We start from the raw sequence: 26131 nt of genomic DNA, 5'->3' as shown, positions 1-26131 counted from the left end.
ATTATGAAAGAGATTGTCTGTTGAAGCGAAATCATTTAATATTCGTGCCATGACCAAACAATCTGTTCAAGACAATCAATTTACATCGGACAAAGAAGAGATAGATATTTGGCTTATTCGAGATAATCTCAAAATCTCCTATGAGGAACGCATAGCACGACATCAAGACACTTTAAATTCTATCGAAGCTTTACAACGCATAGGACAACTCCATCGTGCAAAATCTGCAAAGCCTTCTTGAATTTCTTGTTAAAACTCCTCTCGATTTTGTTCTGATTGGAGGGTTTGCGGCTGTTCTCCATGGATGTAATCAAACTACTCGAGATATAGATGTATGTCTTGTTTTATCTCCGGAACAAATTCATGTGTTGCGAGCAGTGCTTAAACCTTTTAATCCTAAACATCGGATGACGACAAACAAACTCTCTTTTTTACAATATCCAGAAGATGTAAGCGGAATCAAAAATCTCTATCTCGAAACAGATTTAGGTGTTTTAGATATTATTTCTCATGTAGAAGCTGTCGGAAATTTTTATGATGTGCTCAAGAATGCTCATAAAATCGAATTGTATAGTGGTGAATGCTATGTAATTTCAATAGATGATTTAATCAAAAGCAAAAAATCGCTGGGTCGTCATCGAGATTTAATAGTGGTTGAAGAATTAGAGGCGATTAAAAATGAGCCAATGAAATAGTAGGCAAAGAGTTCACTCGGAGAAAAATCTTTGAATAAAAAACAAAAACCTCAGTTAGTTCAAAAAATTATTTCTGGTGGTCAAACGGGAGTTGATCGGGCGGCGCTTGATGCTGCAATCGAGCTCCACATTCCTTGCGGTGGATGGTGTCCAAAAGGTCGACTCGCGGAAGATGGAATTCTTGATCTCAAATATCCCCTGAAAGAGACCTCATTGGGCGAATATAAACAACGAACCCAGTGGAATATGCGCGATTCAGATGGGACGCTCATCTTAACGTTTGGGGAACCTCAAGGTGGAACAAGATTCACGATCGACTGCGCAAAGAAGTTCAACAAACCTTACCTTATCATCAATCTCAAACGCGAACCCAAATCTGAGGAGGTCATTGCCTGGATGGAACAGCATCAGATTCAAGTATTGAATGTCGCTGGTCCGCGCGAAAGCTCAGCCCCAGGGATGATTTATAAAAAGGCAAAGCTCTTTATCATGAAGATATTTCAGAAATAATAACAAAAGAGTTTTCATTTCTATCAAATGTGCTTATAAGCACCCTTCACCACAAGGAGGCCATTATGGCAGAAAAGAAAAAGAATACAGCGTTCATGAAACCACTCCAACCAGATGCAGCATTAGCGGCAATTGTCGGAAATGAACCGCTGCCTCGAACTGAAGTTGTCAAAATGCTCTGGGCTTATATCAAGAAAAACAATCTTCAAGATGCCAAGAATAAACGAAACATCAATGCAGACGACAAACTCAAAATCGTCTTCGGCGGCAAAAAACAAGTGAACATGTTTGAAATGACGAAACTCATTTCAGCTCATCTGAAATAAGAAGCTTTCTCCAGTTTAGGTAAACACTCTCTCGAATATCATTCACTTGATTTTGAGAAAGGGTGAAGTTGGTTTGTCTGCCGTCACACCCTGTATAGTAAATTAACTTTTCGTTAGCGTATGATGTCATTCCTGCGAAAGCAGGAATCCAGATGTTTAGCCTTTCTGGATCCCCGCCTACGCGAGGATGACAATATCCTATTTGAAAGTTAAACGACTATAACGTTTTGTTCCATTATCCCCTAGGGAAATAGCTGATGAAAAACTCAGCTCTCCCCCGATTGTTCCTTTTTTCCTTTCGAATAGATTCCCTTTTCAGCGGCACTCACATCTGAAAGGAGAAACCATTATGATTATGAATGATGAAAAGCTAAAAGATTCTGCCAAAGAGGTACGTCAAAAAGTATCTGTTTTCTTTATCAGTTTTTGTTCTCTCTTTTTTATTTCGTTCACGCTCCAAGCAGCAACGAGTTTCGACTCGTTAAGTTTTAAACCTGCAACCGATCAAGGACATTATCTCACCGTGGAACAATCCCAGACCTTAGGACCTTGGGGATCTGCCATCGGTGTAACGGGAGATTATTCCAGTAAATCTTTGGTCCTTAAAAACGCAGCAGGTGCAACAACCCAAGATGTGATTCGGAAACAATTGGCACTCAATTTAGGAATGGCTCTCGGGTTTTCCGAGTGGTTCAATCTCGGAGTGAATGTCAGTGGAGTTCCTTACCAACAATTTGTGACTCCGGTAACGCAGGCGCAAACAAGAAATGAAGATTTTGGAGATGTGCTTTTAAATTTGAAAGTAAGGCTTGCAAATAATGAAAGCTCTCCTGTCGGTTTAGCTCTTGTCCCTTTCATTACGTTTCCTTCAGGAAACGATCAACATTTTCTCGGCAATGGAAAGGTCACAGGAGGAGGTAAAGTGGTCCTCGATACCACACGTATTATGGATCGAGTCTCCTTTGCGGTGAATGCTGGCGGACAAATGCGCAAAAGTGTTGTTTTAAGTCCAGGAGCGCAAACCATTGACGATCAATTTCTCTATGGTGGTGCGATGAATGTCGCCATTGCAAAGCCAGTTGAACTTATTACTGAACTCCATGGATGGACCCTTTTCGATAATTTCTTTAAATCGAACAATAGAAACTTAGAAGTCGATGGAGCTTTGAGATTTCTTCCTGGGGAAAAACAACGGGTACAAATCACTGCGGGTGGTGGCGCAGGATTACTCAAGATGGCGGGTGTGCCGAATTGGCGCGTGTTTACAACACTGACTGTACGCGCTCCTTATGAGGAGAAAGCAGCGCCTCCTCCCCCACCTCCTGCTCCAGTACAAGAAGAAGTCATTACGACAAATAAAATTCACTTCGCCTTTAACAAAGCTGATATTCGACCTGAGTCTCATAGTGTTCTCGAAGAGATTCTTGCGAATATCAAAGATCGTTCCGAAATTGAAAGCGTTCGAATTGAAGGACATACCGATAACATCGGAACAGATGAGTACAATCAACAGCTTTCTGAAAAGCGTGCTCAATCAGTTCGCGCCTTCTTTGTGAATAGAGGATATGCTCCAGAGAAGATTATGGCGGTGGGCATGGGTGAATCAGCTCCGATTGCTGACAATACGACCAAAGATGGTCGCGCCAAAAATCGACGTGTTGAATTCCATTTGCAGATTTCACCAGGAGCCCCCATTAAAGTTGAGAAGAAAGCAGAAGATTCTCCAACGTATCAAGATGGGGATCGTACACGAGATAAATAACGTCACCAAACGGTGTCACAAAAAAGCCCGCTTTATGCGGGCTTTTTTTTGGAGCAGTTGTCATTCTGAGCAAAGCGAAGAATCTCCAGTGATCACACGAGATCCTTCACGGAGTTTACCCTGAGCGTAGTCGAAGGGTTCAGGATGACATTTTTGAGTTTTCAATTACATGTAGCTCTTTAAGTCGTTTTCCTGAAAGCATACCGCAGGCAGAGTGACGAGAATTGCCGACAGAGTAACGTCTGACAATGGGGACATTTAATTTCTGCAACATATGAAAGAAATTATTTCGTTCCACATCATCTGCCCGCTGAAAACCATCTGCACGAGCGTCATTCACATCAATCAAATTTAACTTGAAGGGAGTATCTCCCATCAGTTTTTTTAAGGCCAGAACTTCGTCCATGTCTGTATTCATTCCTTTGATGAGCACCCAAGCAAGCGTAATCAAATCATTCCCTTTTGCCACATAGGCTTTCATCGCATCAGCAAGTTCTTCTAAGGACCACCGACTTGCAATGGGCAAGAGTTTTGCTCGTTTTTCTGGAATCGCTGAGGTGAGAGAAACAATTAAACGATACGGATGATTTTCTTCGGTATATCTTCTGATAAACGGGACAAGTCCGACGGTAGAAATCGTAATTTTTTTAGCGTCGACACAACAACCACTGGGTGAAGACAAAATACGTGCAGCATGAATCACGTTTTCATAATTATGAAAAGGCTCACCCTGCCCCATAAAGACAGCCCCAGTGACTCTTCCCAGGGCTTCAGCTCTTATCTGCCAGAATTGTGCGACAATTTCCCACGGTTCCAGATTGCGCTTAAATCCGAGTCGTCCTGTTGCGCAAAAATCACATGCCATCGCACAACCTGCTTGCGATGAGAGACAAATGGTAAAACATCCCGGTTTATTTAAAGGAATACGGACGGCTTCGATAAGTGTTTGATCGTAGGACTCAAAAAGATAGCGCACACTTTTATCGGTTGGATCTTCGATGCGTTCAAGAATTTTTAAAGGCTGAAGTTCAAAATGTTCAGTGAGTTTTTTTTGAAGTAATTTTTTAATCGGATGTTTGAGTAAAAAATCAGCATGTCCATTTCCAAGAATATGAGCTTGGACCCTTCTCGCTTCTGTGAGGGTCATGGTTTCACCCAATATCTTGATGTGATTCATGAGTGCTTCTGGCAGAAGTCCAAGGAGATGAGGTTTCTTGATTGGAAACATAAGTTTCTCGGATGTCATTGCGAGAAGCGTTAGCGACGAAGCAATCTCCTGTAATAGTTTTTTCAGGAGATCGCCACGCCCTTCAGGCTCGCGATGACATCGGTCCTACCAGAAATAAAATTTATTTGAAAGCGCGATAACGACCTGGCGGAACTTTTCCTTTTTGTGCGACGAAGGCGGCAAAGCGCTGAGTCCATACATCAAAGGGCCGAAAGACCTCTTCACCCATATCTTCGATTTGATTCTCGCTGTATTTCTTCCCTCGTCCAAATTCGAGATAGGTCCATAAGTCATCTGGAACTTCAATCCCACTGTAGCGGCATTGCCAGACAAGCGGAGCATAAGCTTGTCGAGGATCGACAAAGGGTTCTTTCTGCGGATCAAAATAATGTTTATGCCGAAGAAGTTTCGGAGAGCCTGCTTCGTCAATCTCATCTCCCCCTCCATCACCGTAACAAAAGAATGCTGCTGTTCTTCCTTCAAGATGATTCACACTGAGCGTTTTCCACTGTGGATCATGCTCAAGTTTTTTTGCGAGCTCCGCATCTTTGTGATCGATAATATCTTCGCGAGGATTGCCACCGTTCATACAGACAAGCCGATCAAACAGAAGTTTGAGATTCGTCGTCGGACCGTACCAATTCAGAGGAGCAATAAAGGCCCACGCATCTGCCATATCCAGTCGTGCATAGAGGTCGAGATCCCACAGAAGATCTGGTTCTTTTTTGCTGTTTTTTTCGTAACAATTGCAGGGCCAAACGCACAGCGCCATGGAAGTAGAAACGCATGCATTACAACTTTGAATGCGTGTCCGTTCAGAACTATTCCCTAAATCTTCTGTATCAACTTCCCATTCCTTTGGAAGTCGTTCTGCCATACGCAACATCAGCGCACGTGATTTGGAATTTGCGGCAGGACAGTTATCTTCTCGTCGCGCTGAGCCTGCCATCAGCAGAACACGAAATGGCCGCTTTTCGAAAGGAAGTTTTGCATTATGATTATTTGGTTTCATGTATTTCTCACAAGTTTATTCTCTTCCGAGAAGGAGTTGTTTTGATAATTTTAGTGCCTCTTCTGTTCCGGTAATGGCGAGGATATCTCCTTCTTGAAGTCGTTCTTTTCCTGTGGGTACGACCACTCCCTGTTTTCCGTGTGTGATCGCAATCACACTTGCACCAGTGATGCCTCTTAAGTTGAGGTCTGCAAGTGTGCGGCCTATAGCTAGACTGCCCGGCACCAAACGAATTGAAAAGACAGACCCAAGTCCCGGCAAAAACTGATCTTCGGGAATCACGGAAATTTCTCTCTGTTTCTCCATCGAAGTACTGAGCATTTCAACCACCATCTCTGCACCAGCTCGCACATGACCATACAATTGAGTCGTTCCGCGCCAAAACACAACTCCGAGAAACATTAAGATAATTGCAAAAACAAGAGCGCTATAAAACGACGGCACAAAAGGCTGCGTGAGCGCTAACAGTGGCAAGCCGACTAAAAGCACGATGCCGAGTTGTAACGTCACCGTCAAAACACGTCTCGGAGCTACAGCGAGATCAAGCTTTCCCTTTTCCTGTCGTGGCATCACGCGTGCGGTCAACTCAAATCCTAATGCGTGAATACAGCGGATGATTCCAACTCCAAAAGGAGTTGCCAATACGATCGTCATGAGAATGCCAATGCTCTGTGCTGGGATTTCGGGAAGATCAATCCAAGTTTTCAGGCGACTGGTAAGTGTTTCCAGAGACAACAGCGCACCCAGAATGATGCTTGTAAAAAGGACCGTATCAATGAAGAGAAGAAATGAGAGTCGTTTGATGCGAGAACGCGCCACAGGCGACTGAGGTTGTCGGAGACGCTGAATCCACGTGCTATAGAGAGTCGTAAAGGTTTGAAGTCGATGAGGCATATATTTATCCACCCACTTTGCAATTGTATCAGAGCCGCGAATACGCCACGGAGCAGCAAATGTCGTGATAATCGACACAGCAACAGCGAGCGGAAAAAGAAATGTTCCTGTAGCGCCGGTTGCAACACCCATTCCTGCAATAATAAATGAAAACTCTCCAATCTGCGCAAGACTCAAACCTGTTCGTATGGAATGTCGTGTACCGTAACCAACAAGAAACGTTCCCACCGTAACTCCTAAAAATTTTCCGACAACAACGAGAACAATAAAAATGAGGAGAGAAAGCCAGTGACGTGCAAATACCGAAGGATCAAAAAGCATTCCCACAGAAACGAAAAAAACGGCTGCAAACAGATCACGCACAGGACGAATCAACGTATCTAAGTAACCCTCATCTCCTGACTCCGCCATGAGTGATCCTGCAATGAAAGCGCCAAGAGCAACTGAGTATCCCATCTCTTTTGCCAAAAGTGAGATCGCAAAACAGATGCCGATGATCACCACAAGTGTGACTTCAGAACGATTCATGCGCATAACAATGCGTAAAATTCGCGGGATGAGAATCATTCCTGCAGCAATGACCGTGACCAGAAACATCACAAGCGTTCCGACGGCTTTTGCGAACATCAGCCCAGAACTATCGCGCGATTGTGTCAATGCGGGTAAGCCTGCAAGAAGAAGAATGGCGATAAAATCTTCGACAATAAGAATGGCAAAGACGGTCTCTGTTACGTTGTCTCTAATCCCTAGTTCGGAGAACGCTTTAACGACAATCGTCGTACTGGAGATAGCTATCATGGCACCAGCATAGAAGCTCTCAATGTTACTCCAGCCAAATGCACGTCCTGTAATGTAACCGAGCCAGAGCATAAATGCGCATTGGATGAGCGTGATAAGACCAGCTGTAGGAAGAACCTTCATGAGTTTGCGAATGCTAAACTCAAGGCCAAGAGAGAACAAAAGAAAGATGATGCCAAGCTCAGAGAGCGTGTGAACGATATCGCTATCAACCGCAAGAGGAATAGGAATATAGGGACCAACGATCATCCCTGCGAGAATGTAGCCAAGCACAACAGGTTGACGCAGCCTTTGAAAAAGAAATGCCGTCACCGCCGCAACGCCAAGAACCAGAGTCAAATTTGCCAGAAAATTGTGGAGCTGATGCATGGGGGCTGTTTAACACAGATTAAAGGAATGAAAAAGTCGAATACAAACAAATAAAATCTCCCCAAACAGCGTTGACATCGTTTCAGGGCGTTGCTAGGTTCCGCCATCTTTGCGATTTTGCTTCAGATTTGTCGAGAGAGCTTAGCTGGACTTACTCCTATTGGCAAAACCCGATGGGGATTTTTAAGGGGAGAGCAAGATCTCCCCTTAATGTAAAGCGAGTCGTGGATTCACTCCACGCAAGCGAATAGAGGCGCTAGCTCAGTCGGTAGAGCACCGCCCTTTTAAGGCGGGTGTCCTGGGTTCGAATCCCAGGCGCCTCACATACTATAATGATGTCCCCATCGTCTAGGGGTCAAGGACACCGCCCTTTCACGGCGGTAACATGGGTTCGAATCCCATTGGGGACGCAAGTAACGAGAAGTTCAACCAAAGGAGGCAGTAATGACGACAGGCACAGTAAAGTTTTTCAACGAAGATAAGGGTTTTGGATTTATCACTCCTGACGATGGCGGCAAAGATCTTTTTGTCCATTCTTCAGCTGTAGTGAATGGTCCCATCACCAAAGGTGATAAAGTTGAATTCGACATTGGTGAAGGACAAAAAGGCCCTTGCGCTGAAAAAGTAAGTCGTAAGTAACAATTTAAAATTTAGCGAAAACACATAATGAGTCACCGATAGCACATGAGTTATCGGTGACTTATTTGTCTTTGAAATATTTGTGTGACGTTCAGTAACTCAAAGATTTTTTTGCGCAGCAAATTTTCTTTCTCTCCACATCAGATAGAGAACGGGATAAATGAGAAGCTCAAGCGTAAATGAGGTAAAGAGCCCGCCAATCATAGGCGCTGCAATGCGCTTCATGACATCGGATCCAGCTCCAATGGACCACATAATCGGGATGAGTCCCATGAAGAGCGCCATCACGGTCATGAGTTTTGGTCTCACCCGATGCACCGCACCTTCGATGATGGCATCCACAAGATCTTTTCTTGTGTTCATCTGATTTCTTTTTTCCCGATCATGATAAGCAAGATCAAGGTACATAAGCATAAACACACCTGTTTCGGCATCAAGTCCTAAAAGAGCGATCATTCCCACCCACGTGGCGATCGAAAGATTGTATCCAAGAAACACCAGCAGCCAGACAGCGCCAATTAAAGAAAATGGGACAGCCAGGAGAATGATGCCTGTTTTGACCCAAGAACCTGTATTGAAATGAAGTAACAGAAGGATAATGATGAATGTAAGCGGAATCACGAGTTTCAGCCGTTCTTTGACTCTTTCCATGTTTTCATATTGTCCGCTCCAGGCAAGCGTATAGCCTTCAGGTAATGTGACGTTCTCCCCAACCAGTTTTTTAGCGCGGGCAACATAACTCCCGATATCCGTTTTACTGGAATCAATATCCACATACACATAGCCAACCAGAGAAGCGTTCTCATCACGAATCATTGAAGCCCCTTCCGTCACCTGAACCGTAGCAATTTCACGTAAAGGAATTTGTGCTCCTGTGGGCGTTGAAATCAAGACACGTTTGATCGCTTGTTGATCTTGACGAAAGTCAGGAGCAAATCGCACTTGTATTGGATAACGCTCGCGATTGATGAGTGCGGTCGAAACGTTCTCTCCACCAATAGCGCTCATCGCCTGGTCCTGCGCTTCTTTCATCGAAAGTCCGTACGTAGTCAATTTGTTCCGATCAAACTTCACATCCAAAAAGTAACCACTGGCGATTCTCTCGGCGACGACGGTTCTTGTGCCAGGAACCATCGCCAATTTTTTTTCGATAGTTTGACCAATTTTTTCGATAGTTTTCACATCCGCTCCAAAAATTTTAATGCCAATGGGACTTCTGATTCCCGTTGAAAGCATGTCGATGCGATTCTTAATGGGCATCGTCCAGATATTGGGCATGCCGATGAAACTCAGTTTTTCATTCATTTTTGAAATGAGGTCTTCTTCAGAAATCGTTTCAGGCCAGATCCGCTGCAATGGAGCCTGAATGATATCAGGCAAGAATGAGTGCCAACGCTCTTTTTTACGCCACTCCGATTTTGGTTTGAGAATGATGGTGGTTTCAATCATGGAAAGCGGTGCGATATCAGTGGAAGTATCCGCTCGTCCTGCTTTGCCAAAGACAGACTCAACTTCAGGAAACGATATGATGATGTGATCTTGCAGTGTGAGAATCCGTTGGGCTTCAGTGACCGAAATTCCCGGAAGCGCCGTCGGCATGTAAAGAAGACTTCCTTCATGCAAAGTGGGCATGAACTCTGAACCGAGCATCAGAAATCCAGGGAAAATAGAGAGCACGGCCAGGAAAGCGAGTGACAGAACTAACTTTTTTCTTTCAAGTATCCAGTGCAAAACGGGTTCATACACTGCAAATAATCTTCTGCTGATGGGATGTTTGTGTTCGGAATAATATTTTCCCACCAGTAAAACATTTCCAATTTTATTGACCCAAGAAATGGGTCCCTGAAATGGGTTTGGGCGAGCAAACAGCATGCGCATTGCGGGATCAAGGGTAATCGCGAGGAGAGCGGCAATAGCCAACGTAAGATTTTTTGAAAATGCTAATGGTCTGAAAAGCCGGCCTTCTTGATCCACAAGCGTAAAAATAGGGAGGAAAGAAATCGCAATCACGAGCAAAGAGAAGAACACCGATGGTCCGACTTCCTTCAGCGCTTCGAGGCGCACCTTAAAGAAACTTTCCTTTCTTCCCCCTTCGTCCCAGTGTTGAATCTTTCGATAAGCATTCTCAACTTCGACAATAGCCCCGTCCACGAGAACGCCAATAGAAATCGCAATTCCGGCAAGTGACATAATATTGGATGTCTGTCCCAGCAAGACCAGCGGGATAAACGCCAAAAGCACAGAGACGGGAATAGTGACAATGGGGACAATGGCCGAAGGAACATGCCAAAGAAAAAGTAATATCACCAAACTCACGATGATCAGTTCTTCAATTAAAGTTTCTTTGAGTGTCTCCATCGCTCGATGGATAAGATCCGAACGGTCGTAAACAGTGACGATCTTCACTCCATCAGGCAATGATTTTTGAATCTCCCGAAATTTTTCCTTCACTCGTTTGATGACAGAAGGAACATCTTCTCCCTGCCTCATGACAATGATGCCGCCAACAGTGTCGCCTTTGCCGTCAAGATCCGTAATCCCTCTTCTCATTTCGGGGCCAATCGAAACATCAGCCACGTGCTTGACAAGAATCGGGGAACGACTTTGTAAAGGATACGTAACGACAGCATTGGCAATCTCATCAATTGTTGTCACCAATCCCTCCGAGCGGACCATCGCTTCGGTGCCTGAAAATTCAATGACACGGCCGCCACTTTCCTGATTTGTATTGCGAACAGCTTCCAAAACCTGGGGAAGCGAAAGACGAAAGAGAGCAAGTTTACCGGGATCTACCTTGACCTGGAACTGTTTGACGAAACCCCCGACACCTGCGACTTCTGAAACGCCAGGGACGGACTGAAGTTGATATCGTAGATTCCAATCCTGAAGAGAACGAAGTTCCGCAGAGTTTCTTTTTCCCGTTTCATCGACAAGGGCGTATTGAAATACCCAGCCCACACTTGTCGCATCAGGTCCTAATTCTGTTTTCACTCCGGAGGGGAGTTGGGAAGAAATGCGGCTTAAATATTCAACGACCCGGCTTCTTGCCCAGTAGAGATCAGTCCCATCCTCAAAAATCACATACACATAAGAAAATCCATAATCTGAAAATCCTCTCACAGATTTTATTTTTGGTGCTCCCAAAAGCGAGGCAATGATGGGATAGGTCACTTGCTTTTCGATGATTTCCGGCGAGCGATCCCATTTGGAATAAATGATCACTTGGGTATCCGAGAGATCGGGAATGGCATCCAGAGGTATGCGCTTCAACGAATAGATGCCGAACACGATAAATAGAGCCGTCAGCACAAATATCAAAAGACGATTGGTGGCGGAAAATTCAATGAGACGTTTGATCATTGCCACCTCTGATTTTGGATTCGGAATCCAACAAAAAATTGGGACCGGTGGAGATCACATCTCCCTCTTGAAGCCCTGCAATAACTTGATACTCTTCCAAAGATTTACTTCCGAGAATAACCGCCCGAGGATTGACCCTATTGTCAGATGAAATGAGATAAACGAAATCACGAGTTCCGGCGTGAAGAACTGAGCTCTCCGGAATCACGATTTGGTTTTTGAGCTGCGTTGTGATCTCACCATGAAAACCACCATAGTTCATCACGCTTTGAAGTGGGTGATCCAAAATTCCAAATACTTTCAGCGTGCGAGTGGTGGGATCAATCATGGAATCGATTTTTTTGATTTTTCCTTTCAATACTTGTTGCGGAAGTGCGCTTGAAAAGCCTGAAAATTCACTCTCCATCTTTACCAGAGCTATATCAGATTCATAAATCTGAAGCGCAATTTCTTCGGATGAAAGGATGCTCCCAGAAACCGGAATGCTCACCGCAAGATCTTTTCGCAACACCGTATAACGGCCAATGGCCACAAGACTCAATTGTTTGTCACTGATATGCATTTCGTCAGAAGAACTCTTCTCAATATTTTTTTTTGCTTTAACGTGAACCAAATCCATTCCACAAATTGGGCACTTCCCTTTTTCGTGCTGATGCACTTGAGGATGCATCGGACACGTCCAATAACCATCCGGATCTTCATGCACCGCCTCATCGACCGTGTTCTGTGAAGCGTTTTCTTTGCGCTGACAACCTGAAACCAGTGCGACGGCGAGAATGCCAAGCGACAAAAATAAAATGGTATGTTTCATCATATTATCTTCCTTTATTCATTTTCCGTCAGTTGAAGTATCTCCTGGAAATTTTTTTCATAGTCGATTCTCAGGTCAACAGCTTTGAGCTTCAGATCAAGATAATCAGACATGACGGATTTATGCGCATCTAATCCCTGCATGGTTCTGGGAGAGATGTTTTTCATAAACTCCACTCTCTGTGCTGCACGCGGAAGAAGCTGATGTTTCAACATCGTCATTTGCTTTTGGAGCGCTTCTGATTTCTTCAGAAAAGAGGAAAGCATTGAATCCGATGCAATGGTCGCTTTTTGAAGTTCTGCATCAACTTTCTTTTTTTCAGCGGCTGCCTCTTTGACTTTGGCTTGAGACTGCCAAAAATAAAGAAAGGGGACCGTAATGCCTACCATGAATTCACGTTCGCCTTGTGACATTGGCGTTCCTTCGAAAGCACGCAAGCGCACGGAAAAATCTGGAAGGTAAGATTGTTTCGTCAAAGAAAGCTGTGCCTGCTTGGCTTTCAATTCTTTTTCTTTCCAAGCGACAAGAGGATTTTTAAATTCACTCACTTTTGGGTTTTCCATCGCAGGTTCGATGGGAATGAGTTCTTGATGTTTCAGTGAAGGAGCAAAATTGTTCATCCCATTCCGCGTTTCAACAAGAGCTGCCTCTGCATCTAAAATGTCATTTTCAAGAAGATCGACCTCTGATTCAACTCCTAATAAATGGATTTGGGCTTCATTGTCAGAAAGAGTGGTCGTTCGAAAAAGTTCCGCATGATGGTAAAACCAATTTTGTTTTTCTTTTAAAATCGTAAGTCTCTTTGAAGCTCCCCAAAATTCAACATAGGCCACGCGAGCTTTGGTCATCACCCCCACTTTTTGGATGGCGCCCATTTGTTTTTTGGTTTCGTATTCAAGATTTCTTGTTTTTTTATCCTGAATTATTTTTGTGGGAAAAGGGATCTCTTGAGAGACCTCAATGCCATTCCTGGTGTTGCCAGAATTTTGCATTTGCATGAATCCAACCATTCCTAAGGGGATACGTATCCCCGATGCTCGATATTGAGACGTATCGACATTTGCAGATTCAATGGCAAGGTCTGGACTTTCTTCGCGAGCCAAGTTTAAAAACTTCTCGAGAGAAATTTTTTCTTCCGCCACTACGTGGCTTGCCACCAAACTCAAAAAACCAAAGAGAAGGATAAACGTGCTACCCGTTTTCCAATTCATAGAGTGACCTCACAAAACAGGGCTTTGTATATGAATACGATCAAAAGATGAAATTTGTGACAAAGTAAACAATTCATTGAAATCATTGTCATTTTTGATATTCAAGAAATACATGTCACAAAAAAATCATTCGGATCGTATTACCTTGAGAGATGAAACTGACTTTACGTCAAAGTCGGATGAAGAGCTCATGAAACATTATCAAGAGGGGAAACAGATGGCCTTTGAAGTTTTATTCCAACGTTACTCGGGGCGTGTCTTTGGATTTTTATCCAAGAGACTTTCTCAGCCTTCATTCGCCCAGGATCTCACGCAAGATGTTTTTTTGAAACTCCATCGCTCCCGCACGCAATATGCCCAACACTTGCCATTTGCCCCGTGGCTTTTTTCGATTACGCGCAGTGTGTGGATCGATCATCTCAAAAAAAAGAGAAAGGAAGAACCGACAGAGCATGCATTGCTTGAAAAATTGTCTCCCGTTACAGAACCTATTTTTGAATCTCAGGACGAAATGCTCAATCATCTCCTTCCACATCAAAAAACGGCAGTGGCGATGAAAATTTATGATGATGCCACCTTCGAGGAAATCGCTTCAAAACTTGCAACGTCCTCTGAAAATGCAAGGCAACTGGTGAGCCGAGGGCTCAGGCGGCTGCGAGCAGTGATGAAATTAAAGGGAGAAGTATGATCATTGAAAACAAAAAAATTTGGCAGAGAGAGTTTAAAGAATTCTTGGAAATCGATGTTAGTCGGTTCAATCCACCAAAAGCATTTTTTACAAAACTGGAGCGTCGTCTTTTCCCACATCCTTGGATGGTGTTCAGCAAGGTTGCATTTGTGCATGTTATTTTTGGTTTACTGTCTCTTAGCGTGTGTAACCAGTTTGGTCTCAATCCTTTTGACACAAACTTTTCGCTCTCGGATTGGTTTATGAAAATCGGCGGGCATGGATTGTGTATGAGCCTTTGCGGTATTCTTTTTATGGCTTCGACGTATCTTTTCTCAAATCTATTTTTGACACTTGAGGAACTGGAATCCATTCAGCGTCACAAATGGCTCCAAACCGGAGTTTTTGGTTTAGTCTCTCTTGCTGCTTTTTACTTTTTCGGGGCACAACTTGTTGGAGCATTCACTCTTTTATGGCTCCTGGGAGCTTTGATTGGCGGGGTGCTCTCTTTGGAACTCAGTTATCGTCTCCGACAGGCTTGGGTATAAAGCTCATCTATTCGCTCGCGCGAAGTGAATCCGCGACTCGCTTTAGTCAAGGGGAGATCCAGCTCTCCCCTTGACCATCCCCATCGGGGATTCACGACGCACGTGGGTATCTACCTTCATTTTCCTCGAACAACTTTGCAAAGCTGATCTATCGCCTGCTTCCCATCGATTGGCTTCGTACATTGAGCACTGTGTTCTATGCCTGTCTTTTTTGACACCTCACTTCTGTCGAATCAAATTTTTGCTGGTTCATCCAAAATATCCAAAATTTTCCGAGCACAATAAATTCGATTTCGTTTTGCATCATCAGTTTGTTTTAACACACCGGCGTTTTCTAACTTATCGATGGCTCTCTGTGCCGTTGGAAATGAAAATTTATGTTTCTTCGCAGCACTATTCACAGTCATGAACGGATTCAACATGCAGTCATCAATCAAAAACAGACAATTCTTGTCTGTTTTTTTTATAAAAATTTGTTTCCATTTTGTAACCATTGCTTGCATGCGTTGAATACGACTCAATGCATCTTCTGCCTGTCGCGCGACACCGTTCAGAAAATATTCAATCCATCCTTCCCAATCTCCGTGGTCTGTTACCGCTTGGAGCCGAGCATAGTATTCATCTCTCTTTGCCTCAAAAAATGCGCTGAGATACAGAATCGGTGACGGCAAAATATTTCGCTCTACAAGATAAAGAATAATGAGCAAACGACCTACGCGACCATTCCCATCGAGAAATGGATGAATCGCTTCAAATTGTTGATGAATGAGACCGATTGCAACAAGCGGTGGCAAAGTGGATGCGTGAATAAATTTTTCTAACTCGCCTAAACACTCCATAAGCATGTGCGGTGGTGGCGGAACGTAGCTCGCATTTTGTAAAGTACACCCGCCAACGCCGATCCAGTTCTGCGATCTTCTGAATTCACCAGGCGTCGCGATATTACCGCGAACGCCTTTCATCAGATGTTCATGAATTTCGCACATAAGTCGCAATGAAAGCGGCAGAGTTTTTAGTCGTTTGATTCCATACTCCAGTGCTTTCACATAATTATCGACTTCCTTGAGGTCGAATCGATCTTGATCAGTCTGTGCACCAGCTTCATCAGCAAAAAGTTCTGCGAGGGATGTCTGAGTTCCTTCGATGCGACTTGAAAATACCGCTTCACGACGAACAAAAGGACGAATCAACAGATGTGGATTTGGCAAAGTCAAACCGATCGTGGCTAACTGACCAATCGAACGATCAGCATCTGAGAGATGTCTTGCCAGACGTTCATTCCATTCCATAGGCGGAGGCAATGGATTAGGCACATAGGCCCAATATCCTTCGCGACATTTAACCTTTTTCCCATGAGTTTTCAGCTTATTGGCCATAATCTTTCAACCTTTAATAAGGTTTTTTCTTATTAACGGTTTTATACAATAACGTTAATAATATTGCAATCAATTAATGGTGCATAACCATCCCTTTCTTGACAATCGGTGACACGAAGGATTTATTCGCTCTCATCTCACCATGAAAATAGCGCTCTGTCGTAGTATGCAATTTATTATTATTCTCGTGCTCAACTATGACAAAAATGGAATCAAAGGCTATATCGGTGGCAATTCGTTTTTAGAAATGGGCTTTGCATATATTCAAAAGAAACCGATTTATCTTCTCAACGAAATTCCCGAAATTGCTTTTTATGATACCGAAATAAAAGCGATGAAGCCGATTGTGATTTATGGCGAGTTGGCGCCCCCTCCTCCCTGAACGAAATTTTCTTTTGTGGACCAGCAAAAGGAAACAGTGATTCAAAAATGGAACACAAAAAGAGATGAAAAAAGAGGCATTACCTCGGGGACGGAACCCCTCGGATAGCCTCAAATCGTGATTCGGAAAGAATTTTATCGCGAGATAACTTCGAGTTGGTTGTCGAGGAAGTTTAGATGAAGATTAAAATTTCTCAAAAAATTAAGACCTAAAAGACCTTCAGCAGGCAAGTTCGATGGGAGATCGTGAACTGAAATCTCCAAATTTGTTGCTCTTTCTCCAAGCACTCTGATTTCTGGAATTGTAATAAAGGAAACAAATTCAATACCACTTGCCGTTGTGATCTTCTGTTTTTTGAGTGTCGTCGGTTCGCATCCAATTCTTACAAGTACATCCGGGTGGATCATTGTAAAACTCGCGCCTGTATCAAAAATCATTCGGATGGTATGAGTACCTTCGGGACCAATAATATCAGCATTCACAAGAATGATTTGAGCTTTTGGATTGAGGACGAATATCGACATAATCAAAAGGCGGCTGCAAGGTCGTCAGGCCAATCTTCTGAATAAACTGTCATCGTATGGCCACGATGTTGACGCGCTTTTCTATAAAGTTCATCTCTGCTGGGGCTATGTTCAAGAAGGCGACCAGTGAGAACCGTCGTGGTTGACGCATCTGTTTTATCGACTTCGATGAGCAACCATTCATGGTCAAATTGCTCTCTGATTTCCTCAATTGGCTGTGATTTCATGGGTCAATAATACGCCCTGATTCAATAAAAAAACAAGAAAAGAATTTATATTACCCATCCCTTTCTTGACAATCGATGGCCTCTGCATGAGACAAAGAAGATGAAACCATTTCATTACACTCGGCTTTATGCAGATGAACAGGGGAATTCATGCTTTCAAGATGAAAAACTTCCTTTTGATTCGATTCAAAAAACAACTGGCTTACGTTTTATCTCTTTTAAAGGAAATTCCATTCAAGATTTGCACACAGCTCCCCAAAAACAATTCATATTTCAGCTCTCAGGTTTAATCGAAGTTGAAGTGTCAAATGGCGAAAAACGTCGGTTCAAATCTGGCGATGTTGTTTTAGCAGAAGATACAACCGGAAAAGGTCACATCACTCGTATCTTAAGTGACGAAGATGCAGTCATTGCGATATGTCAGTTGCATGAAAAGTGATCTCAGTGAAGTGAAACGGCACTTAATTTTTAAGAGGGCTTATCCTCATCCAATAACATTGTCGAAAAACACTCTCCTACGTATTGAATAATATTTTTTGGATAAAGTTCTAAAAGTTCTTCAACTATCTGGTCTAGAGGATCGGGCTGTCCTTTCTGGAAGGACTTCAACCTCTCTTCAAGTCGCCTAGCCATTTCATTCCAGACGAGCATTGTTTGAGTCTTATTGGGCAATTCAGTCGATATCCGTAAAAATTTCAACTTACCTTCCTCATCTATTTCAAATCCGTTTTCACATAGGCTACAAACCACGAAGTACTTTTTATTAAACTTTGCAATGGGAATGAAGTAAAGGGAGACCTTGTTCGCTAATTCATAAAGATCCATGGGGACATGGTTCTTACACTTTGGGCATTTATTTATACCCACGAATGCCAACTCTTTTGCTTTTTCCCCCCACCCAGCGATAATCATTTTTTATCTATCCCTTCATAGCGTTGGCTTGGTCTTTAGTCAGCTCTTTTGCGTCGTGTCCACAAATGGAACATGTCAGATAATACTTCTTAAGACTCAGGAGAGGTTTTTTACCAAATGGCCCAAATTGAAGAAGAGGAATCTCAGGATCAACCATAATAATGTGATCGTTCGTGTTCCGGCATTTCTCGCAACATACACTGATTGATTTGGCACCTTCTAAAGGCCACCGTTCGAATTTCCTGAAAAAGAATGGAGACATAGCTGAATTGTCCTATTAAATTAGATTGCGCATAAGTCAATTTCAAATTCAAAATTTTAAAAAATGAACCATGTCAAGGCTTGACCCCAGAGCGTTTCATTAATACGCCCTATGAATGTCTAAGAAAAATCTCAAAAATTCTCCTTGCAATTTATATCCAATTGGTTATATTCTAACAATGAAAGTTACCTTCTATACGACGGCATCCGGTAGATCTCCTGTGCTTGATTATGTACACGATCTATCGAAACCCGAACGTGCCCGTCTTTTAGAAGCGCTTCATCAAGTGGAACAATACGGTTTTGATGCGGTGAGAACACAATTTCGTCAGATTGAAGGAAAGCTATGGGAGATTAAGGTTTCAGCACATCGTGTTTTTTATGTCATGGTTCAGCAAGAAGAAATGGTTTTATTGCATGCTTATAAAAAACAGGGGCAAAAATTGCCGCTTCGAGAACGAGAAGTTGCTCTTAAACGAATGAAGGAGGTTTTATCATGAAAACAAAACGAATTACTCTTAAAGATGTTATCAAAAAGCAGATGAGAGATTCTGAGTTCAAATTTTATTTTGAACGCGAACGAGCTATTAGTGAAATAGCCCGAATGGTTCGGGATGCACGATTAAAAGTTGGTCTCACACAAGCAGAACTTGCTCGGAAAGCAAAAACAAGCCAAGTCGTTATCGCGCGCTTGGAGTCAGGAACAGATCAGCGGATTCCCTCTCTCGATCTCCTCGAACGCATTGCTCATGCTCTTAAAGCGAAACTTCTTGTTAGTTTTGAATATCAAAAAGCAGCATAGATCATTGACAATGCTTATCCGAAAGATCTATCGAATCTCACATGAAAATTGCACTCTGTCATAGTATGCAATTCGCGGAGAAGGCCAAAGAGGTGCAAGAGGCCTTGGCCCGCATGGGTCATCAAGCGTTCCCTTCTTCTTTCAATGAACAATATTTGCGACTCAGTGACGAAGCAAAGGAGAATCTGAAGCTTCAGCACAAAAACAATGATGACGCTATTCGAGAACATTGGAATGTCATTCGCGATTGCGACGCCGTTTTGGTGCTCAACTATGACAAAAATGGAATCAAAGGATATATCGGTGGTAACTCATTTTTAGAAATGGGCTTTGCGTATATTCAGAGCAAACCCATTTATCTTCTCAATGACATCCCCGAAATTTCATTTTATGACACCGAAATAAAAGCCATGAAACCGATTGTGATTTATGGGGAGTTGAAAAAAATTGTGGAAGATCAAAATGAGAAACTTCATTCAGGAAAAAATTGAGGTTCCCCTTCTCCTCTCGCTTCTCAAATCGCCGTCACACGCTCATATTCTTGAAGTTGGTTGTGGTCAGGGTATTGCTCTTCCTGTTCTTTTCAATTGCTGCAAACCAGCTTCTCTTTCGGGGATCGATCTTGATAAAACATTGATTATCAGCGCTGAAAATTATGCCAGAGAGAGAGAGGAATCCAAGTTGCAATTCATCATGTTAACGTCATGAATATGCCTTTTCCTGATGAATCATTTGATGTCATCTTCGACTTTGGGACTTGTTATTACACCACTCATCCAGAACAAGCGCTTCGTGAAATTGAAAGAGTTCTCAAAACAGATGGGCTCTTTGTCCATGAAACTCCAATAGCTCAATTTATCTCTCATCCCATCCGTTCTTCACACCGTTCATTACCATGGCATGCTGCTCTTCGCCTCTGTGGTGAACGAAACTTTCTTTTATGGGCCAGCAAAAGGAAACAGTAATAATCTTCTACTCCCCAATCCCCTTCTCAATCCTTCGATCCGGGATGATCCACATGATGGCAACGAGCGCATAAAGAGAGAAAGAGAGCCAGGGATTGAGGAATGAAAGTGGAATGGCGATCGCATAAATAATAATCGATGCGATCCCTTTGTAATCTTTTCCGATCGCGCGGGCGAGTTGCGCGTTCTCACGCTGCGACATGAGTGAGTGCGCGAGAAGGTAATAGGCGATCCCCGCCATCAGCAGCACAAAACCGTAAAGCGCAACCGGAAGTTTGGCGAAATGATTTTCGCCCATCCATGCAGTGACAAACGGAATGAGCGAGAGCCAAAAGAGCAAGTGTAAGTTTGCCCACAAAATGCGACCCTCGATTTTTTGCGCAGCATGCAACAGATGGTGATGATTATTCCAGTACGTACCGACGTAGATAAAACTGAGGATGTAAGAGAGAAAGGCCGAACCGAGTGATGTGAGCGCCGCGACGTTCGGTTCATGCGGCGGTTTCATCTCGAGCACCATGATCGTTATAATGATGGCAATCACCCCATCACTAAACGCTTCAAGACGATTTGTGGTCATCCTGCTCAAGCACGTTCACTAAATATTTTGGAATCTAACGAAAATTTTCCAGGGCCGAGGGCTAAGAAGACAAGAGCGATGCCAAGGTAGACTAACGCTGGCTCATAAGACATCCCACCAGTGTGGTTCACAAAGGGATCTTTATTTACAACAGCGTGAAAATAGACAGCAACGCCCATGGTGCAGGCGAGTCCAAAGGCTCCAAGGCGTGTGAGCAAACCAAGGATGAGTGCCATTCCACCACCAAATTCAGATATCGCTGCTAAACATTGAAGTATTCCTGGAATAGCAACAGGAGCCTGAGCGGGAAGCCAAGCAAATGGGGTCTGAATCTTTCCCCAACCATGCAGCACAAAGGCAGCGCCGACCATCAAGCGAAGTAGAAGAAGTGTGAACGACGGAAAAGCTGACAGAGCAATCGGTTGAAAAAAGCGTTTCATCATGTGCCTCCTTTTAAAGTTGAAGGTCACATGATTACACTAAATTTCCTGCGCGATCAACTTCTCTCAAGACTTCCTCGATTCCATTCTCCAAGATCTGCACCTACTTCGTAGGTGCTTTGAAAAAAATCGAGTACAAGACGATCAGGATCTTTCGCTTTTTTCACCTCATCATACATAAGGACATACCCTTTGGTCGGGGGATTATAAAATGCGGGGGAGGGGATGAGTGGACTTGAAGCATAACCTGAGGGTTCGGGTGAAAAATAAGCATAGAATGCCGGGTTTTCGATGTTTCCACTTCCTGGCCAAAAACCGCAGCTTGAGACTTCCTGAGAATAGGCTTCTTGTGTTGCGTGATCAGCTCCCGCGACTGCTGGCGCCGCCCGCCCAGAAAAACGAGTCACTGCCATATCAAAACTCCCCCAGAAGAAATGAACGGGACTGCATTTTCCCACAAATCCACTCCGAAATTTTTTCATGAGTCTGTCAGCTTGCAGCAAAAGATGAAAATGACGACGAGCATATTCTTTCTCGTAAGACTTATGGGTTTCATCTTGATCGAACGGAATTGGATTTGGAACTTCTTGCGGGAGAAGATTTATTTTTGCATCGATCTCTAAAGAATCTAACAGCTTCATGAGATCTCGATAAAATTGCGCGACAGACATGGGACGAAGCAACATAGTACGAACGTGACTCGCAGCAGTCTGAACTAAAAGCTGATGATCAATAAAATCAAACGTGATTTCAAAAGAAAGCTGCCGATAAGGAATCAATGAAGTGCTAAGCCCTCGTGGCGTCACATAAAGAGTCGTGTGCCACCAGTGATTGAGAGAGGGGGTAAACTCCATTCTGATTTTTCCGACGATTTGCGTCCATATATGGAGGGTCGCGTAGGTCTCTTGCCATTCTTTAAGCGGTAAACTTGGCCAGTCGTGAGAGGTCATAGCGACTTCATCATTAATCCATTCACGATATCGAAGCAAGTCAGGGGAATCCCCTATCTTAAAATATTATTTGTCCCGATTGTGCTTTATAACTCCCACTCATAGAGTTTCTCTGTCAACGATATCGTAACTCAAGGAGGTTTATTATGTTAGGAACAATTTTAATTATACTTCTCATCGTTGCAGTGTTTGGAACTTTACCTGCCTGGCCGCATAGCCGCAATTTTGGCTATTTCCCAAGTGGCATCGGAGGCATCTTACTCATCATTGTTATTATTTTACTTCTCACGGGACGTATTTAAGCTGCTGAGACGATTTAGGAAAAAGCTAAAAATCCAATCTAAATCCCCTTCTTGACAATCCGCGCTTCCTGCATGAGAAAGTGCCGCAGATGGAGGAAATTTTATGAGTTTGCGCGATGCGTTGATTAAAGCGGGTGTGGTTTCAAAGAAAGATATCGAGCGAGAAAAAGTTCGAAAGCAGCATGTGAAGCCAAGCGAGCACATGCAAAAAGATCAACTCCGTATCATGTGCGACGCGTGCAATAAAACCGCGCCAGATGTTGAGCGCTATCAGCATCGTGTTGGTATCATTGCGGGTAAACAGTGGCTCTGTTTACAGTGCGCTGATCAATACCAAATCAACGACGAAGTCCGTCAGACCGCTCAAAGTTCCCATGCGAAATCAGGGATGTTTCAACGACGATATGGGAGAACAAAACGGATGCCGACAACAAAATAATTTCCCTCCAAACTTGAAAAGTAACTTCGAGGGAATGACAAAAACCTTACTTACGGCTATACGTCAGTTCCATTGTTTTAAATTCTTTTCCGTTCGGATCTTTCATATACATGTTGTAAACGTGCTGATCGTCATTGATAATTTTCCACTCTGAGCGAAACCACTTGTTCTTCTCCCCTGTCATCGGACAGCTAAAGGTACCCGTGTCTTTGATTGTCTTTGTTGTTGGATCATATTTTCCCGTCGCGTGAGAAACACCGGTCGACATGCTATCGAGCCAAAAAGAGACATATTGTTTTTTAAGGTTATCGTAGCCTATAAAACCGAGACCATCAAATTTCTCACCCGCCCAATCACCTTTAAATTTTTGCTCAAGAAAACGACCGTCAAGGGTCCAGAACAAAGAGCTGGTCCCTGTCGACATCTCTGGCTTACTTCCCGGTTCCATCCAGGAACGACTGGTTACTTTCCACTTTCCTTCAAATGCTTTGAGGATTTCGTGATTTGGTCCCGGTGTCCCTGCCTCTTTTGCCTTGGTCATGTGCTCTTGCATCTCTGTCGACATCTGAGGTTCATTTCCCTTTGCCTGCGCTAATGCACTCAACATGACAGATACCGCCAACCCCACAACAATGAAACCTAACTTTTTTGTCTTCATATCTCCCCTCCTTATAAAAGTTGAATTTATGGAGGGCGGAATTTACTTCATTCCCGCTTACTGCGCAAGCCTATAAAAGATAGCACCGTGAATTAATCTTCTGACGCAAATTCTTGCATTTTTTCATCGTGTTTTTTTGTCACTTTCTCAAGGGCCACAAACTTTTCTTCAATCTGTTGCTGGAGTGTTTTGAGGGATTTAGAAAGCGATACAAATTGATCGATGACCTTCTGTGTCGAAGCTTCGATCAATCTTTGATTTATCTGCGCAAGCTCTACTTCGAGAGAGCAAATTTCGTTTTCAAGCCTGGTCATCTCTTCTTTCAACGGCGTGAGTATTTTTGATTTTTCAGCAAGCGTTTCCGCCCGTTTCTTACGTGCCTCTTTTTTATTTTCATTGGGAACAACTTCACTCACCACTTCTCTCACCTTTTTGGGGGAATCTTCTGGCTCTTCTTCGTTCCAGCCCACTCGATCTATAAATTCATCATAGGTGTAGTTATAAATATTAATGCCACCCGCTTGAAACACGACAAGCTTTGTGGCTACTTCACGCAAAATCATTTCGCTGTGTGTGACAATCACCACCGCTCCATCAAAGCCTTGAATACTTTCGACAAGTGAATCAATCGACTGCATATCGAGATGGTTGGTCGGTTCATCGAGAAAAAGGAGATTCGCAGGTGCAGCGAGAATCTTTCCGAGCATCACGCGACTTCGCTCACCTCCTGAAAGGACAGAAATTCTCTTTTCGGCCAGATCACCACTGAACATCATGACACCGCAAATACCACGCACTTGTGTTCTGCCGAGCACTGGATTTGCAGTTCCAATTTCAGTTTCAACGGTTGCGTTTGGAGCTAAACGATCAATGTTTGTTTGACCAAAGTAACCAAGCTTCATCTTCGGATGTGCCTTAATGGAACCTTGCTGAGGTGTTAGCTCACCTGCGATGAGATTGAGAAGCGTCGACTTCCCTTTTCCATTTTTTCCAATAACAGCAATTCGATCTTTCGCACCAATATTGAGATGAAAGTTTTCAATAAGGGGAACTTGTGGATCAAAGTGAAAAGAGAGATGTTGCGCTTCAATGAGTGTCTTTGCGTGAAAAGGTTCGGCATGAAAAGCAAAGTCGAGATCAGCAATTTTTGTAAGCTTCTCTTTTGCCGGCATTTTTTCAAGTAGTTTGACACGTGACTGGACACTTGAAGCCTTTGAAGCTTTCGCACGAAAACGATTGACGAAAATTTCGATCTGCTTTCGTTGTTTCTCTTCATTGAGACGAGTTTTTTCGTGAATCTCTTCTTCGAGCGCAATCTGGGAGTAAAGTTTTTCAGTCCCACCTTCAATCTTTCGAATCCCTTGACGATGAATCGCAGCAGTATGAGTTGTGACTGTATCCATAAACTCACGATCGTGAGAGATGATAATGAGTTCATTTTCCCAATTACGTAGAAAGGTCGTAATCCAGCGAACAGAGACGATATCGAGATAATTTGTCGGTTCATCGAGGAGAAGTAAGTTCGGATTTGAAACCAAAACTTTCGCAAGATTGAGTCGAATCTGAAATCCACCTGAAAAAGTTGAAGGTGCTCTTTCCAAATCGGTTTTGGTAAACCCAAGACCAAAAAGAATACGTTCGACTTTATAATGATCGTGTTCCTCTTCTTCGGTGAGGCCGAGACATCCTTCTTCGAGAATCGTGGGTTTCGTAAAATGAAGATGCTGCGCAAGATGGCCAATGCGATAGTTGCGAGGAACAACGATTGACCCTTCATCGTAATCTTCTTGCCCGAGGATCAAACGAAAGAGGGTCGACTTTCCGTGACCATTGCGGCCAACAAGCCCAAGCCGCTCTCCTGGCGACATCTGAAACGAGACGCTTTCAAAAAGCGTCTGCGACGCGTATGATTTGGTTAAACCTTGAATGCGTAACATAGGGTCGGATGGTATAGAGATCGGTCACAAAGGGGTCAATGAGATAATTGTTTTCAATTTATTTGATTTGGAATAAAAATGAGAGAGCAAAAAATGAAAAAAGTTCTTCAAATTATTCATGAGTTAGAAAAAGCAGGTGTAATCGAAGGTTATGCAATGGGCGGAGCCACAGCTCTTCTTTTTTACACTGAACCAGCCTTAACTTTCGATATCGACATTTTTGTCTTTCTTCCAGGCGATCAAAACACACAAACCCTTATTAATTTAAATCCTCTTTACGTCACTCTTCAAGCCAAAGGCTATCAAGCTGAAAAAGAACACGTCACCATCGAAGGAATTCCAGTCCAATTTATTCCCGTATACAATGCTCTTGTGAGAGAGGCTGTAAAGGAAGCTTCCATAAAGGAATACGAAGGCGTAAAAACAAAAGTACTTCAAGTAGAATATCTCCTTGCTATACACAGCGACATAAGTAATTGCGTATATTTATCGTAATGGTATCATGGCAGCATGAAGCCATTAACCATTTCAGATCCGGATATTATT

33 protein-coding genes and 2 tRNA genes are annotated in these 26131 nt (G+C 43.3%); 20 read left to right on the top strand and 15 right to left on the bottom strand.

The annotated features are described in order from the left end of the window. Positions 1-13: 13 nt before the first annotated feature. From A3C46_04130 to A3C46_04110, 5 genes are all read left to right on the top strand, one after another. Entirely contained in the window at positions 14-241 is a 228-nt protein-coding gene (locus tag A3C46_04130; protein OGQ22989.1) for a hypothetical protein, read from the top strand. Beyond that, positions 216-695: a hypothetical protein gene (locus A3C46_04125; GenBank protein OGQ22988.1), complete on the top strand. Its 480-nt coding sequence runs from the start codon at positions 216-218 to the stop codon at positions 693-695. The genes A3C46_04130 and A3C46_04125 overlap by 26 nt, the downstream gene beginning before the upstream one ends. Before the next feature lie 30 nt (positions 696-725). Further along, on the top strand, positions 726-1205 hold the full coding sequence (locus A3C46_04120) for a hypothetical protein (GenBank protein ID OGQ22987.1): 480 nt from the start codon (positions 726-728) through the stop codon (positions 1203-1205). A 65-nt stretch (positions 1206-1270) separates the two neighbouring features. Further along, the gene (locus A3C46_04115; GenBank protein OGQ22986.1) at positions 1271-1531 is read left to right on the top strand and encodes a hypothetical protein; all 261 of its coding nucleotides are present in this window, start codon (positions 1271-1273) and stop codon (positions 1529-1531) included. 349 nt (positions 1532-1880) lie between these two features. Beyond that, entirely contained in the window at positions 1881-3293 is a 1413-nt protein-coding gene (locus tag A3C46_04110; protein ID OGQ22985.1) for a hypothetical protein, read from the top strand. Between the two features lie 139 nt (positions 3294-3432). Here A3C46_04110 and A3C46_04105 read toward each other — a convergent pair whose 3' ends face one another. The 3 genes from A3C46_04105 to A3C46_04095 all read right to left on the bottom strand — a co-directional run bounded on the left by A3C46_04105 (position 3433) and on the right by A3C46_04095 (position 7594). Then, positions 3433-4470, bottom strand: coding sequence for a hypothetical protein (locus A3C46_04105; GenBank protein OGQ23054.1), 1038 nt, complete (start codon positions 4468-4470; stop codon positions 3433-3435). A gap of 172 nt (positions 4471-4642) precedes the next feature. Further along, a complete protein-coding gene (locus A3C46_04100) occupies positions 4643-5533 on the bottom strand; it encodes a hypothetical protein (GenBank protein ID OGQ22984.1) in 891 nt (296 codons plus the stop codon). Positions 5534-5548: 15 nt separating this feature from the next. After that, entirely contained in the window at positions 5549-7594 is a 2046-nt protein-coding gene (locus tag A3C46_04095) for a potassium transporter (protein OGQ22983.1), read from the bottom strand. 250 nt (positions 7595-7844) lie between these two features. Here A3C46_04095 and A3C46_04090 point away from each other — a divergent pair. From A3C46_04090 to A3C46_04080, 3 genes are all read left to right on the top strand, one after another. After that, positions 7845-7917, top strand: a tRNA-Lys gene (locus A3C46_04090). A gap of 14 nt (positions 7918-7931) precedes the next feature. Further along, positions 7932-8007: transfer RNA gene (locus A3C46_04085), tRNA-Glu, on the top strand. Positions 8008-8038: 31 nt separating this feature from the next. Next, on the top strand, positions 8039-8233 hold the full coding sequence (locus tag A3C46_04080) for a cold-shock protein (GenBank protein ID OGQ22982.1): 195 nt from the start codon (positions 8039-8041) through the stop codon (positions 8231-8233). Between the two features lie 99 nt (positions 8234-8332). Here A3C46_04080 and A3C46_04075 read toward each other — a convergent pair whose 3' ends face one another. From A3C46_04075 to A3C46_04065, 3 genes are read right to left on the bottom strand one after another with little or no spacing between them, the layout of a single operon-like run. Beyond that, on the bottom strand, positions 8333-11593 hold the full coding sequence (locus A3C46_04075; GenBank protein ID OGQ22981.1) for a cation transporter: 3261 nt from the start codon (positions 11591-11593) through the stop codon (positions 8333-8335). Continuing rightward, the gene (locus tag A3C46_04070; GenBank protein ID OGQ22980.1) at positions 11574-12407 is read right to left on the bottom strand and encodes a hypothetical protein; all 834 of its coding nucleotides are present in this window, start codon (positions 12405-12407) and stop codon (positions 11574-11576) included. The genes A3C46_04075 and A3C46_04070 overlap by 20 nt, the downstream gene beginning before the upstream one ends. 11 nt (positions 12408-12418) lie before the next feature. Then, the gene (locus A3C46_04065; protein OGQ22979.1) at positions 12419-13615 is read right to left on the bottom strand and encodes a hypothetical protein; all 1197 of its coding nucleotides are present in this window, start codon (positions 13613-13615) and stop codon (positions 12419-12421) included. 112 nt (positions 13616-13727) lie between these two features. On the opposite strand from A3C46_04065, the gene A3C46_04060 reads away from it, so the two are divergent. Continuing rightward, entirely contained in the window at positions 13728-14303 is a 576-nt protein-coding gene (locus tag A3C46_04060) for a hypothetical protein (protein OGQ22978.1), read from the top strand. Then, a complete protein-coding gene (locus tag A3C46_04055; protein ID OGQ22977.1) occupies positions 14300-14830 on the top strand; it encodes a hypothetical protein in 531 nt (176 codons plus the stop codon). Before A3C46_04060 ends, A3C46_04055 begins: the two co-directional genes overlap by 4 nt. 233 nt (positions 14831-15063) lie before the next feature. On the opposite strand, the gene A3C46_04050 is transcribed toward A3C46_04055, so the two are convergent. After that, on the bottom strand, positions 15064-16206 hold the full coding sequence (locus tag A3C46_04050; protein ID OGQ22976.1) for a cell filamentation protein Fic: 1143 nt from the start codon (positions 16204-16206) through the stop codon (positions 15064-15066). 142 nt (positions 16207-16348) lie between these two features. Between A3C46_04050 and A3C46_04045 the strand changes: the two genes are divergently transcribed. Further along, positions 16349-16588 carry a hypothetical protein gene (locus A3C46_04045; protein OGQ22975.1) on the top strand — a complete coding sequence of 80 codons (240 nt, stop codon included), beginning with the start codon at positions 16349-16351 and terminating at the stop codon, positions 16586-16588. A gap of 134 nt (positions 16589-16722) precedes the next feature. Here A3C46_04045 and A3C46_04040 read toward each other — a convergent pair whose 3' ends face one another. Together A3C46_04040 and A3C46_04035 are read right to left on the bottom strand one after the other, a co-directional pair. Then, positions 16723-17112 (bottom strand): hypothetical protein, encoded by a 390-nt coding sequence (locus tag A3C46_04040; protein ID OGQ22974.1) that lies wholly within the window; start codon positions 17110-17112, stop codon positions 16723-16725. A 2-nt stretch (positions 17113-17114) separates the two neighbouring features. After that, on the bottom strand, positions 17115-17339 hold the full coding sequence (locus A3C46_04035; protein ID OGQ22973.1) for a hypothetical protein: 225 nt from the start codon (positions 17337-17339) through the stop codon (positions 17115-17117). Between the two features lie 100 nt (positions 17340-17439). Here A3C46_04035 and A3C46_04030 point away from each other — a divergent pair, with 100 nt between their 5' ends. After that, entirely contained in the window at positions 17440-17778 is a 339-nt protein-coding gene (locus A3C46_04030; GenBank protein ID OGQ22972.1) for a hypothetical protein, read from the top strand. A gap of 29 nt (positions 17779-17807) precedes the next feature. Here A3C46_04030 and A3C46_04025 read toward each other — a convergent pair whose 3' ends face one another. Next, positions 17808-18251, bottom strand: coding sequence for a hypothetical protein (locus tag A3C46_04025; GenBank protein ID OGQ22971.1), 444 nt, complete (start codon positions 18249-18251; stop codon positions 17808-17810). A 440-nt stretch (positions 18252-18691) separates the two neighbouring features. Between A3C46_04025 and A3C46_04020 the strand changes: the two genes are divergently transcribed. The 5 genes from A3C46_04020 to A3C46_04000 are packed head-to-tail and all read left to right on the top strand — an operon-like array spanning position 18692 to position 20279. Continuing rightward, complete coding sequence (locus A3C46_04020; protein OGQ23053.1) at positions 18692-19012, top strand: hypothetical protein; 321 nt, start codon at positions 18692-18694, stop codon at positions 19010-19012. Continuing rightward, positions 19009-19314: a hypothetical protein gene (locus tag A3C46_04015; GenBank protein OGQ22970.1), complete on the top strand. Its 306-nt coding sequence runs from the start codon at positions 19009-19011 to the stop codon at positions 19312-19314. Before A3C46_04020 ends, A3C46_04015 begins: the two co-directional genes overlap by 4 nt. A gap of 41 nt (positions 19315-19355) precedes the next feature. Beyond that, entirely contained in the window at positions 19356-19805 is a 450-nt protein-coding gene (locus tag A3C46_04010; protein OGQ22969.1) for a hypothetical protein, read from the top strand. Further along, positions 19777-20022 (top strand): hypothetical protein, encoded by a 246-nt coding sequence (locus A3C46_04005; protein OGQ22968.1) that lies wholly within the window; start codon positions 19777-19779, stop codon positions 20020-20022. Before A3C46_04010 ends, A3C46_04005 begins: the two co-directional genes overlap by 29 nt. Next, positions 20019-20279 carry a hypothetical protein gene (locus A3C46_04000; GenBank protein ID OGQ22967.1) on the top strand — a complete coding sequence of 87 codons (261 nt, stop codon included), beginning with the start codon at positions 20019-20021 and terminating at the stop codon, positions 20277-20279. The genes A3C46_04005 and A3C46_04000 overlap by 4 nt, the downstream gene beginning before the upstream one ends. A 7-nt stretch (positions 20280-20286) precedes the next feature. Here the strand turns inward: A3C46_04000 and A3C46_03995 are convergent, their stop codons facing one another. From A3C46_03995 to A3C46_03985, 3 genes are read right to left on the bottom strand one after another with little or no spacing between them, the layout of a single operon-like run. After that, the gene (locus tag A3C46_03995) at positions 20287-20859 is read right to left on the bottom strand and encodes a hypothetical protein (GenBank protein ID OGQ22966.1); all 573 of its coding nucleotides are present in this window, start codon (positions 20857-20859) and stop codon (positions 20287-20289) included. Between the two features lie 5 nt (positions 20860-20864). Beyond that, on the bottom strand, positions 20865-21302 hold the full coding sequence (locus tag A3C46_03990; GenBank protein OGQ22965.1) for a hypothetical protein: 438 nt from the start codon (positions 21300-21302) through the stop codon (positions 20865-20867). Positions 21303-21355: 53 nt separating this feature from the next. After that, positions 21356-22249 carry a hypothetical protein gene (locus A3C46_03985; GenBank protein ID OGQ22964.1) on the bottom strand — a complete coding sequence of 298 codons (894 nt, stop codon included), beginning with the start codon at positions 22247-22249 and terminating at the stop codon, positions 21356-21358. A 146-nt stretch (positions 22250-22395) separates the two neighbouring features. Between A3C46_03985 and A3C46_03980 the strand changes: the two genes are divergently transcribed. Together A3C46_03980 and A3C46_03975 are read left to right on the top strand one after the other, a co-directional pair. Further along, positions 22396-22551, top strand: a complete 156-nt coding sequence (locus A3C46_03980; GenBank protein OGQ22963.1) for a DUF3309 domain-containing protein — start codon at positions 22396-22398, stop codon at positions 22549-22551. Positions 22552-22654: 103 nt separating this feature from the next. Beyond that, on the top strand, positions 22655-22990 hold the full coding sequence (locus tag A3C46_03975; protein ID OGQ22962.1) for a hypothetical protein: 336 nt from the start codon (positions 22655-22657) through the stop codon (positions 22988-22990). Positions 22991-23036: 46 nt separating this feature from the next. On the opposite strand, the gene A3C46_03970 is transcribed toward A3C46_03975, so the two are convergent. Next, positions 23037-23648 carry a hypothetical protein gene (locus A3C46_03970; protein ID OGQ22961.1) on the bottom strand — a complete coding sequence of 204 codons (612 nt, stop codon included), beginning with the start codon at positions 23646-23648 and terminating at the stop codon, positions 23037-23039. Between the two features lie 92 nt (positions 23649-23740). Beyond that, positions 23741-25585 carry an ABC transporter ATP-binding protein gene (locus tag A3C46_03965; protein ID OGQ22960.1) on the bottom strand — a complete coding sequence of 615 codons (1845 nt, stop codon included), beginning with the start codon at positions 25583-25585 and terminating at the stop codon, positions 23741-23743. A gap of 93 nt (positions 25586-25678) precedes the next feature. Between A3C46_03965 and A3C46_03960 the strand changes: the two genes are divergently transcribed. Further along, positions 25679-26080 (top strand): hypothetical protein, encoded by a 402-nt coding sequence (locus A3C46_03960; protein OGQ22959.1) that lies wholly within the window; start codon positions 25679-25681, stop codon positions 26078-26080. Positions 26081-26131: the final 51 nt, after the last annotated feature.

The sequence above is a fragment of the Deltaproteobacteria bacterium RIFCSPHIGHO2_02_FULL_44_16 genome (genome assembly GCA_001798185.1).
Classification (GTDB): Bacteria; UBA10199; UBA10199; order 2-02-FULL-44-16; family 2-02-FULL-44-16; genus 2-02-FULL-44-16.
Note: the sequence above shows the minus strand (reverse complement) of the source record. Positions and strands in the feature narration are given on the sequence as shown.

What these genes read in the sequence shown, in the direction of transcription:
- A3C46_04115 (OGQ22986.1), top strand. Translation starts at nt 1,271, where the DNA reads ATGGCAGAAAAGAAAAAGAATACAGCGTTCATGAAACCACTCCAACCA.
- A3C46_04110 (OGQ22985.1), top strand. Translation starts at nt 1,881, where the DNA reads ATGATTATGAATGATGAAAAGCTAAAAGATTCTGCCAAAGAGGTACGT.
- A3C46_04105 (OGQ23054.1), bottom strand. Translation starts at nt 4,470, where the DNA reads ATGAATCACATCAAGATATTGGGTGAAACCATGACCCTCACAGAAGCG.
- A3C46_04100 (OGQ22984.1), bottom strand. Translation starts at nt 5,533, where the DNA reads ATGAAACCAAATAATCATAATGCAAAACTTCCTTTCGAAAAGCGGCCA.
- A3C46_04095 (OGQ22983.1), bottom strand. Translation starts at nt 7,594, where the DNA reads ATGCATCAGCTCCACAATTTTCTGGCAAATTTGACTCTGGTTCTTGGC.
- A3C46_04080 (OGQ22982.1), top strand. Translation starts at nt 8,039, where the DNA reads ATGACGACAGGCACAGTAAAGTTTTTCAACGAAGATAAGGGTTTTGGA.
- A3C46_04075 (OGQ22981.1), bottom strand. Translation starts at nt 11,593, where the DNA reads ATGATCAAACGTCTCATTGAATTTTCCGCCACCAATCGTCTTTTGATA.
- A3C46_04070 (OGQ22980.1), bottom strand. Translation starts at nt 12,407, where the DNA reads ATGATGAAACATACCATTTTATTTTTGTCGCTTGGCATTCTCGCCGTC.
- A3C46_04065 (OGQ22979.1), bottom strand. Translation starts at nt 13,615, where the DNA reads ATGAATTGGAAAACGGGTAGCACGTTTATCCTTCTCTTTGGTTTTTTG.
- A3C46_04060 (OGQ22978.1), top strand. Translation starts at nt 13,728, where the DNA reads ATGTCACAAAAAAATCATTCGGATCGTATTACCTTGAGAGATGAAACT.
- A3C46_04055 (OGQ22977.1), top strand. Translation starts at nt 14,300, where the DNA reads ATGATCATTGAAAACAAAAAAATTTGGCAGAGAGAGTTTAAAGAATTC.
- A3C46_04050 (OGQ22976.1), bottom strand. Translation starts at nt 16,206, where the DNA reads ATGGCCAATAAGCTGAAAACTCATGGGAAAAAGGTTAAATGTCGCGAA.
- A3C46_04045 (OGQ22975.1), top strand. Translation starts at nt 16,349, where the DNA reads ATGAAAATAGCGCTCTGTCGTAGTATGCAATTTATTATTATTCTCGTG.
- A3C46_04040 (OGQ22974.1), bottom strand. Translation starts at nt 17,112, where the DNA reads ATGTCGATATTCGTCCTCAATCCAAAAGCTCAAATCATTCTTGTGAAT.
- A3C46_04035 (OGQ22973.1), bottom strand. Translation starts at nt 17,339, where the DNA reads ATGAAATCACAGCCAATTGAGGAAATCAGAGAGCAATTTGACCATGAA.
- A3C46_04030 (OGQ22972.1), top strand. Translation starts at nt 17,440, where the DNA reads ATGAAACCATTTCATTACACTCGGCTTTATGCAGATGAACAGGGGAAT.
- A3C46_04025 (OGQ22971.1), bottom strand. Translation starts at nt 18,251, where the DNA reads ATGATTATCGCTGGGTGGGGGGAAAAAGCAAAAGAGTTGGCATTCGTG.
- A3C46_04020 (OGQ23053.1), top strand. Translation starts at nt 18,692, where the DNA reads ATGAAAGTTACCTTCTATACGACGGCATCCGGTAGATCTCCTGTGCTT.
- A3C46_04015 (OGQ22970.1), top strand. Translation starts at nt 19,009, where the DNA reads ATGAAAACAAAACGAATTACTCTTAAAGATGTTATCAAAAAGCAGATG.
- A3C46_04010 (OGQ22969.1), top strand. Translation starts at nt 19,356, where the DNA reads ATGAAAATTGCACTCTGTCATAGTATGCAATTCGCGGAGAAGGCCAAA.
- A3C46_04005 (OGQ22968.1), top strand. Translation starts at nt 19,777, where the DNA reads ATGAGAAACTTCATTCAGGAAAAAATTGAGGTTCCCCTTCTCCTCTCG.
- A3C46_04000 (OGQ22967.1), top strand. Translation starts at nt 20,019, where the DNA reads ATGAATATGCCTTTTCCTGATGAATCATTTGATGTCATCTTCGACTTT.
- A3C46_03995 (OGQ22966.1), bottom strand. Translation starts at nt 20,859, where the DNA reads ATGACCACAAATCGTCTTGAAGCGTTTAGTGATGGGGTGATTGCCATC.
- A3C46_03990 (OGQ22965.1), bottom strand. Translation starts at nt 21,302, where the DNA reads ATGATGAAACGCTTTTTTCAACCGATTGCTCTGTCAGCTTTTCCGTCG.
- A3C46_03985 (OGQ22964.1), bottom strand. Translation starts at nt 22,249, where the DNA reads ATGACCTCTCACGACTGGCCAAGTTTACCGCTTAAAGAATGGCAAGAG.
- A3C46_03980 (OGQ22963.1), top strand. Translation starts at nt 22,396, where the DNA reads ATGTTAGGAACAATTTTAATTATACTTCTCATCGTTGCAGTGTTTGGA.
- A3C46_03975 (OGQ22962.1), top strand. Translation starts at nt 22,655, where the DNA reads ATGAGTTTGCGCGATGCGTTGATTAAAGCGGGTGTGGTTTCAAAGAAA.
- A3C46_03970 (OGQ22961.1), bottom strand. Translation starts at nt 23,648, where the DNA reads ATGAAGACAAAAAAGTTAGGTTTCATTGTTGTGGGGTTGGCGGTATCT.
- A3C46_03965 (OGQ22960.1), bottom strand. Translation starts at nt 25,585, where the DNA reads ATGTTACGCATTCAAGGTTTAACCAAATCATACGCGTCGCAGACGCTT.
- A3C46_03960 (OGQ22959.1), top strand. Translation starts at nt 25,679, where the DNA reads ATGAAAAAAGTTCTTCAAATTATTCATGAGTTAGAAAAAGCAGGTGTA.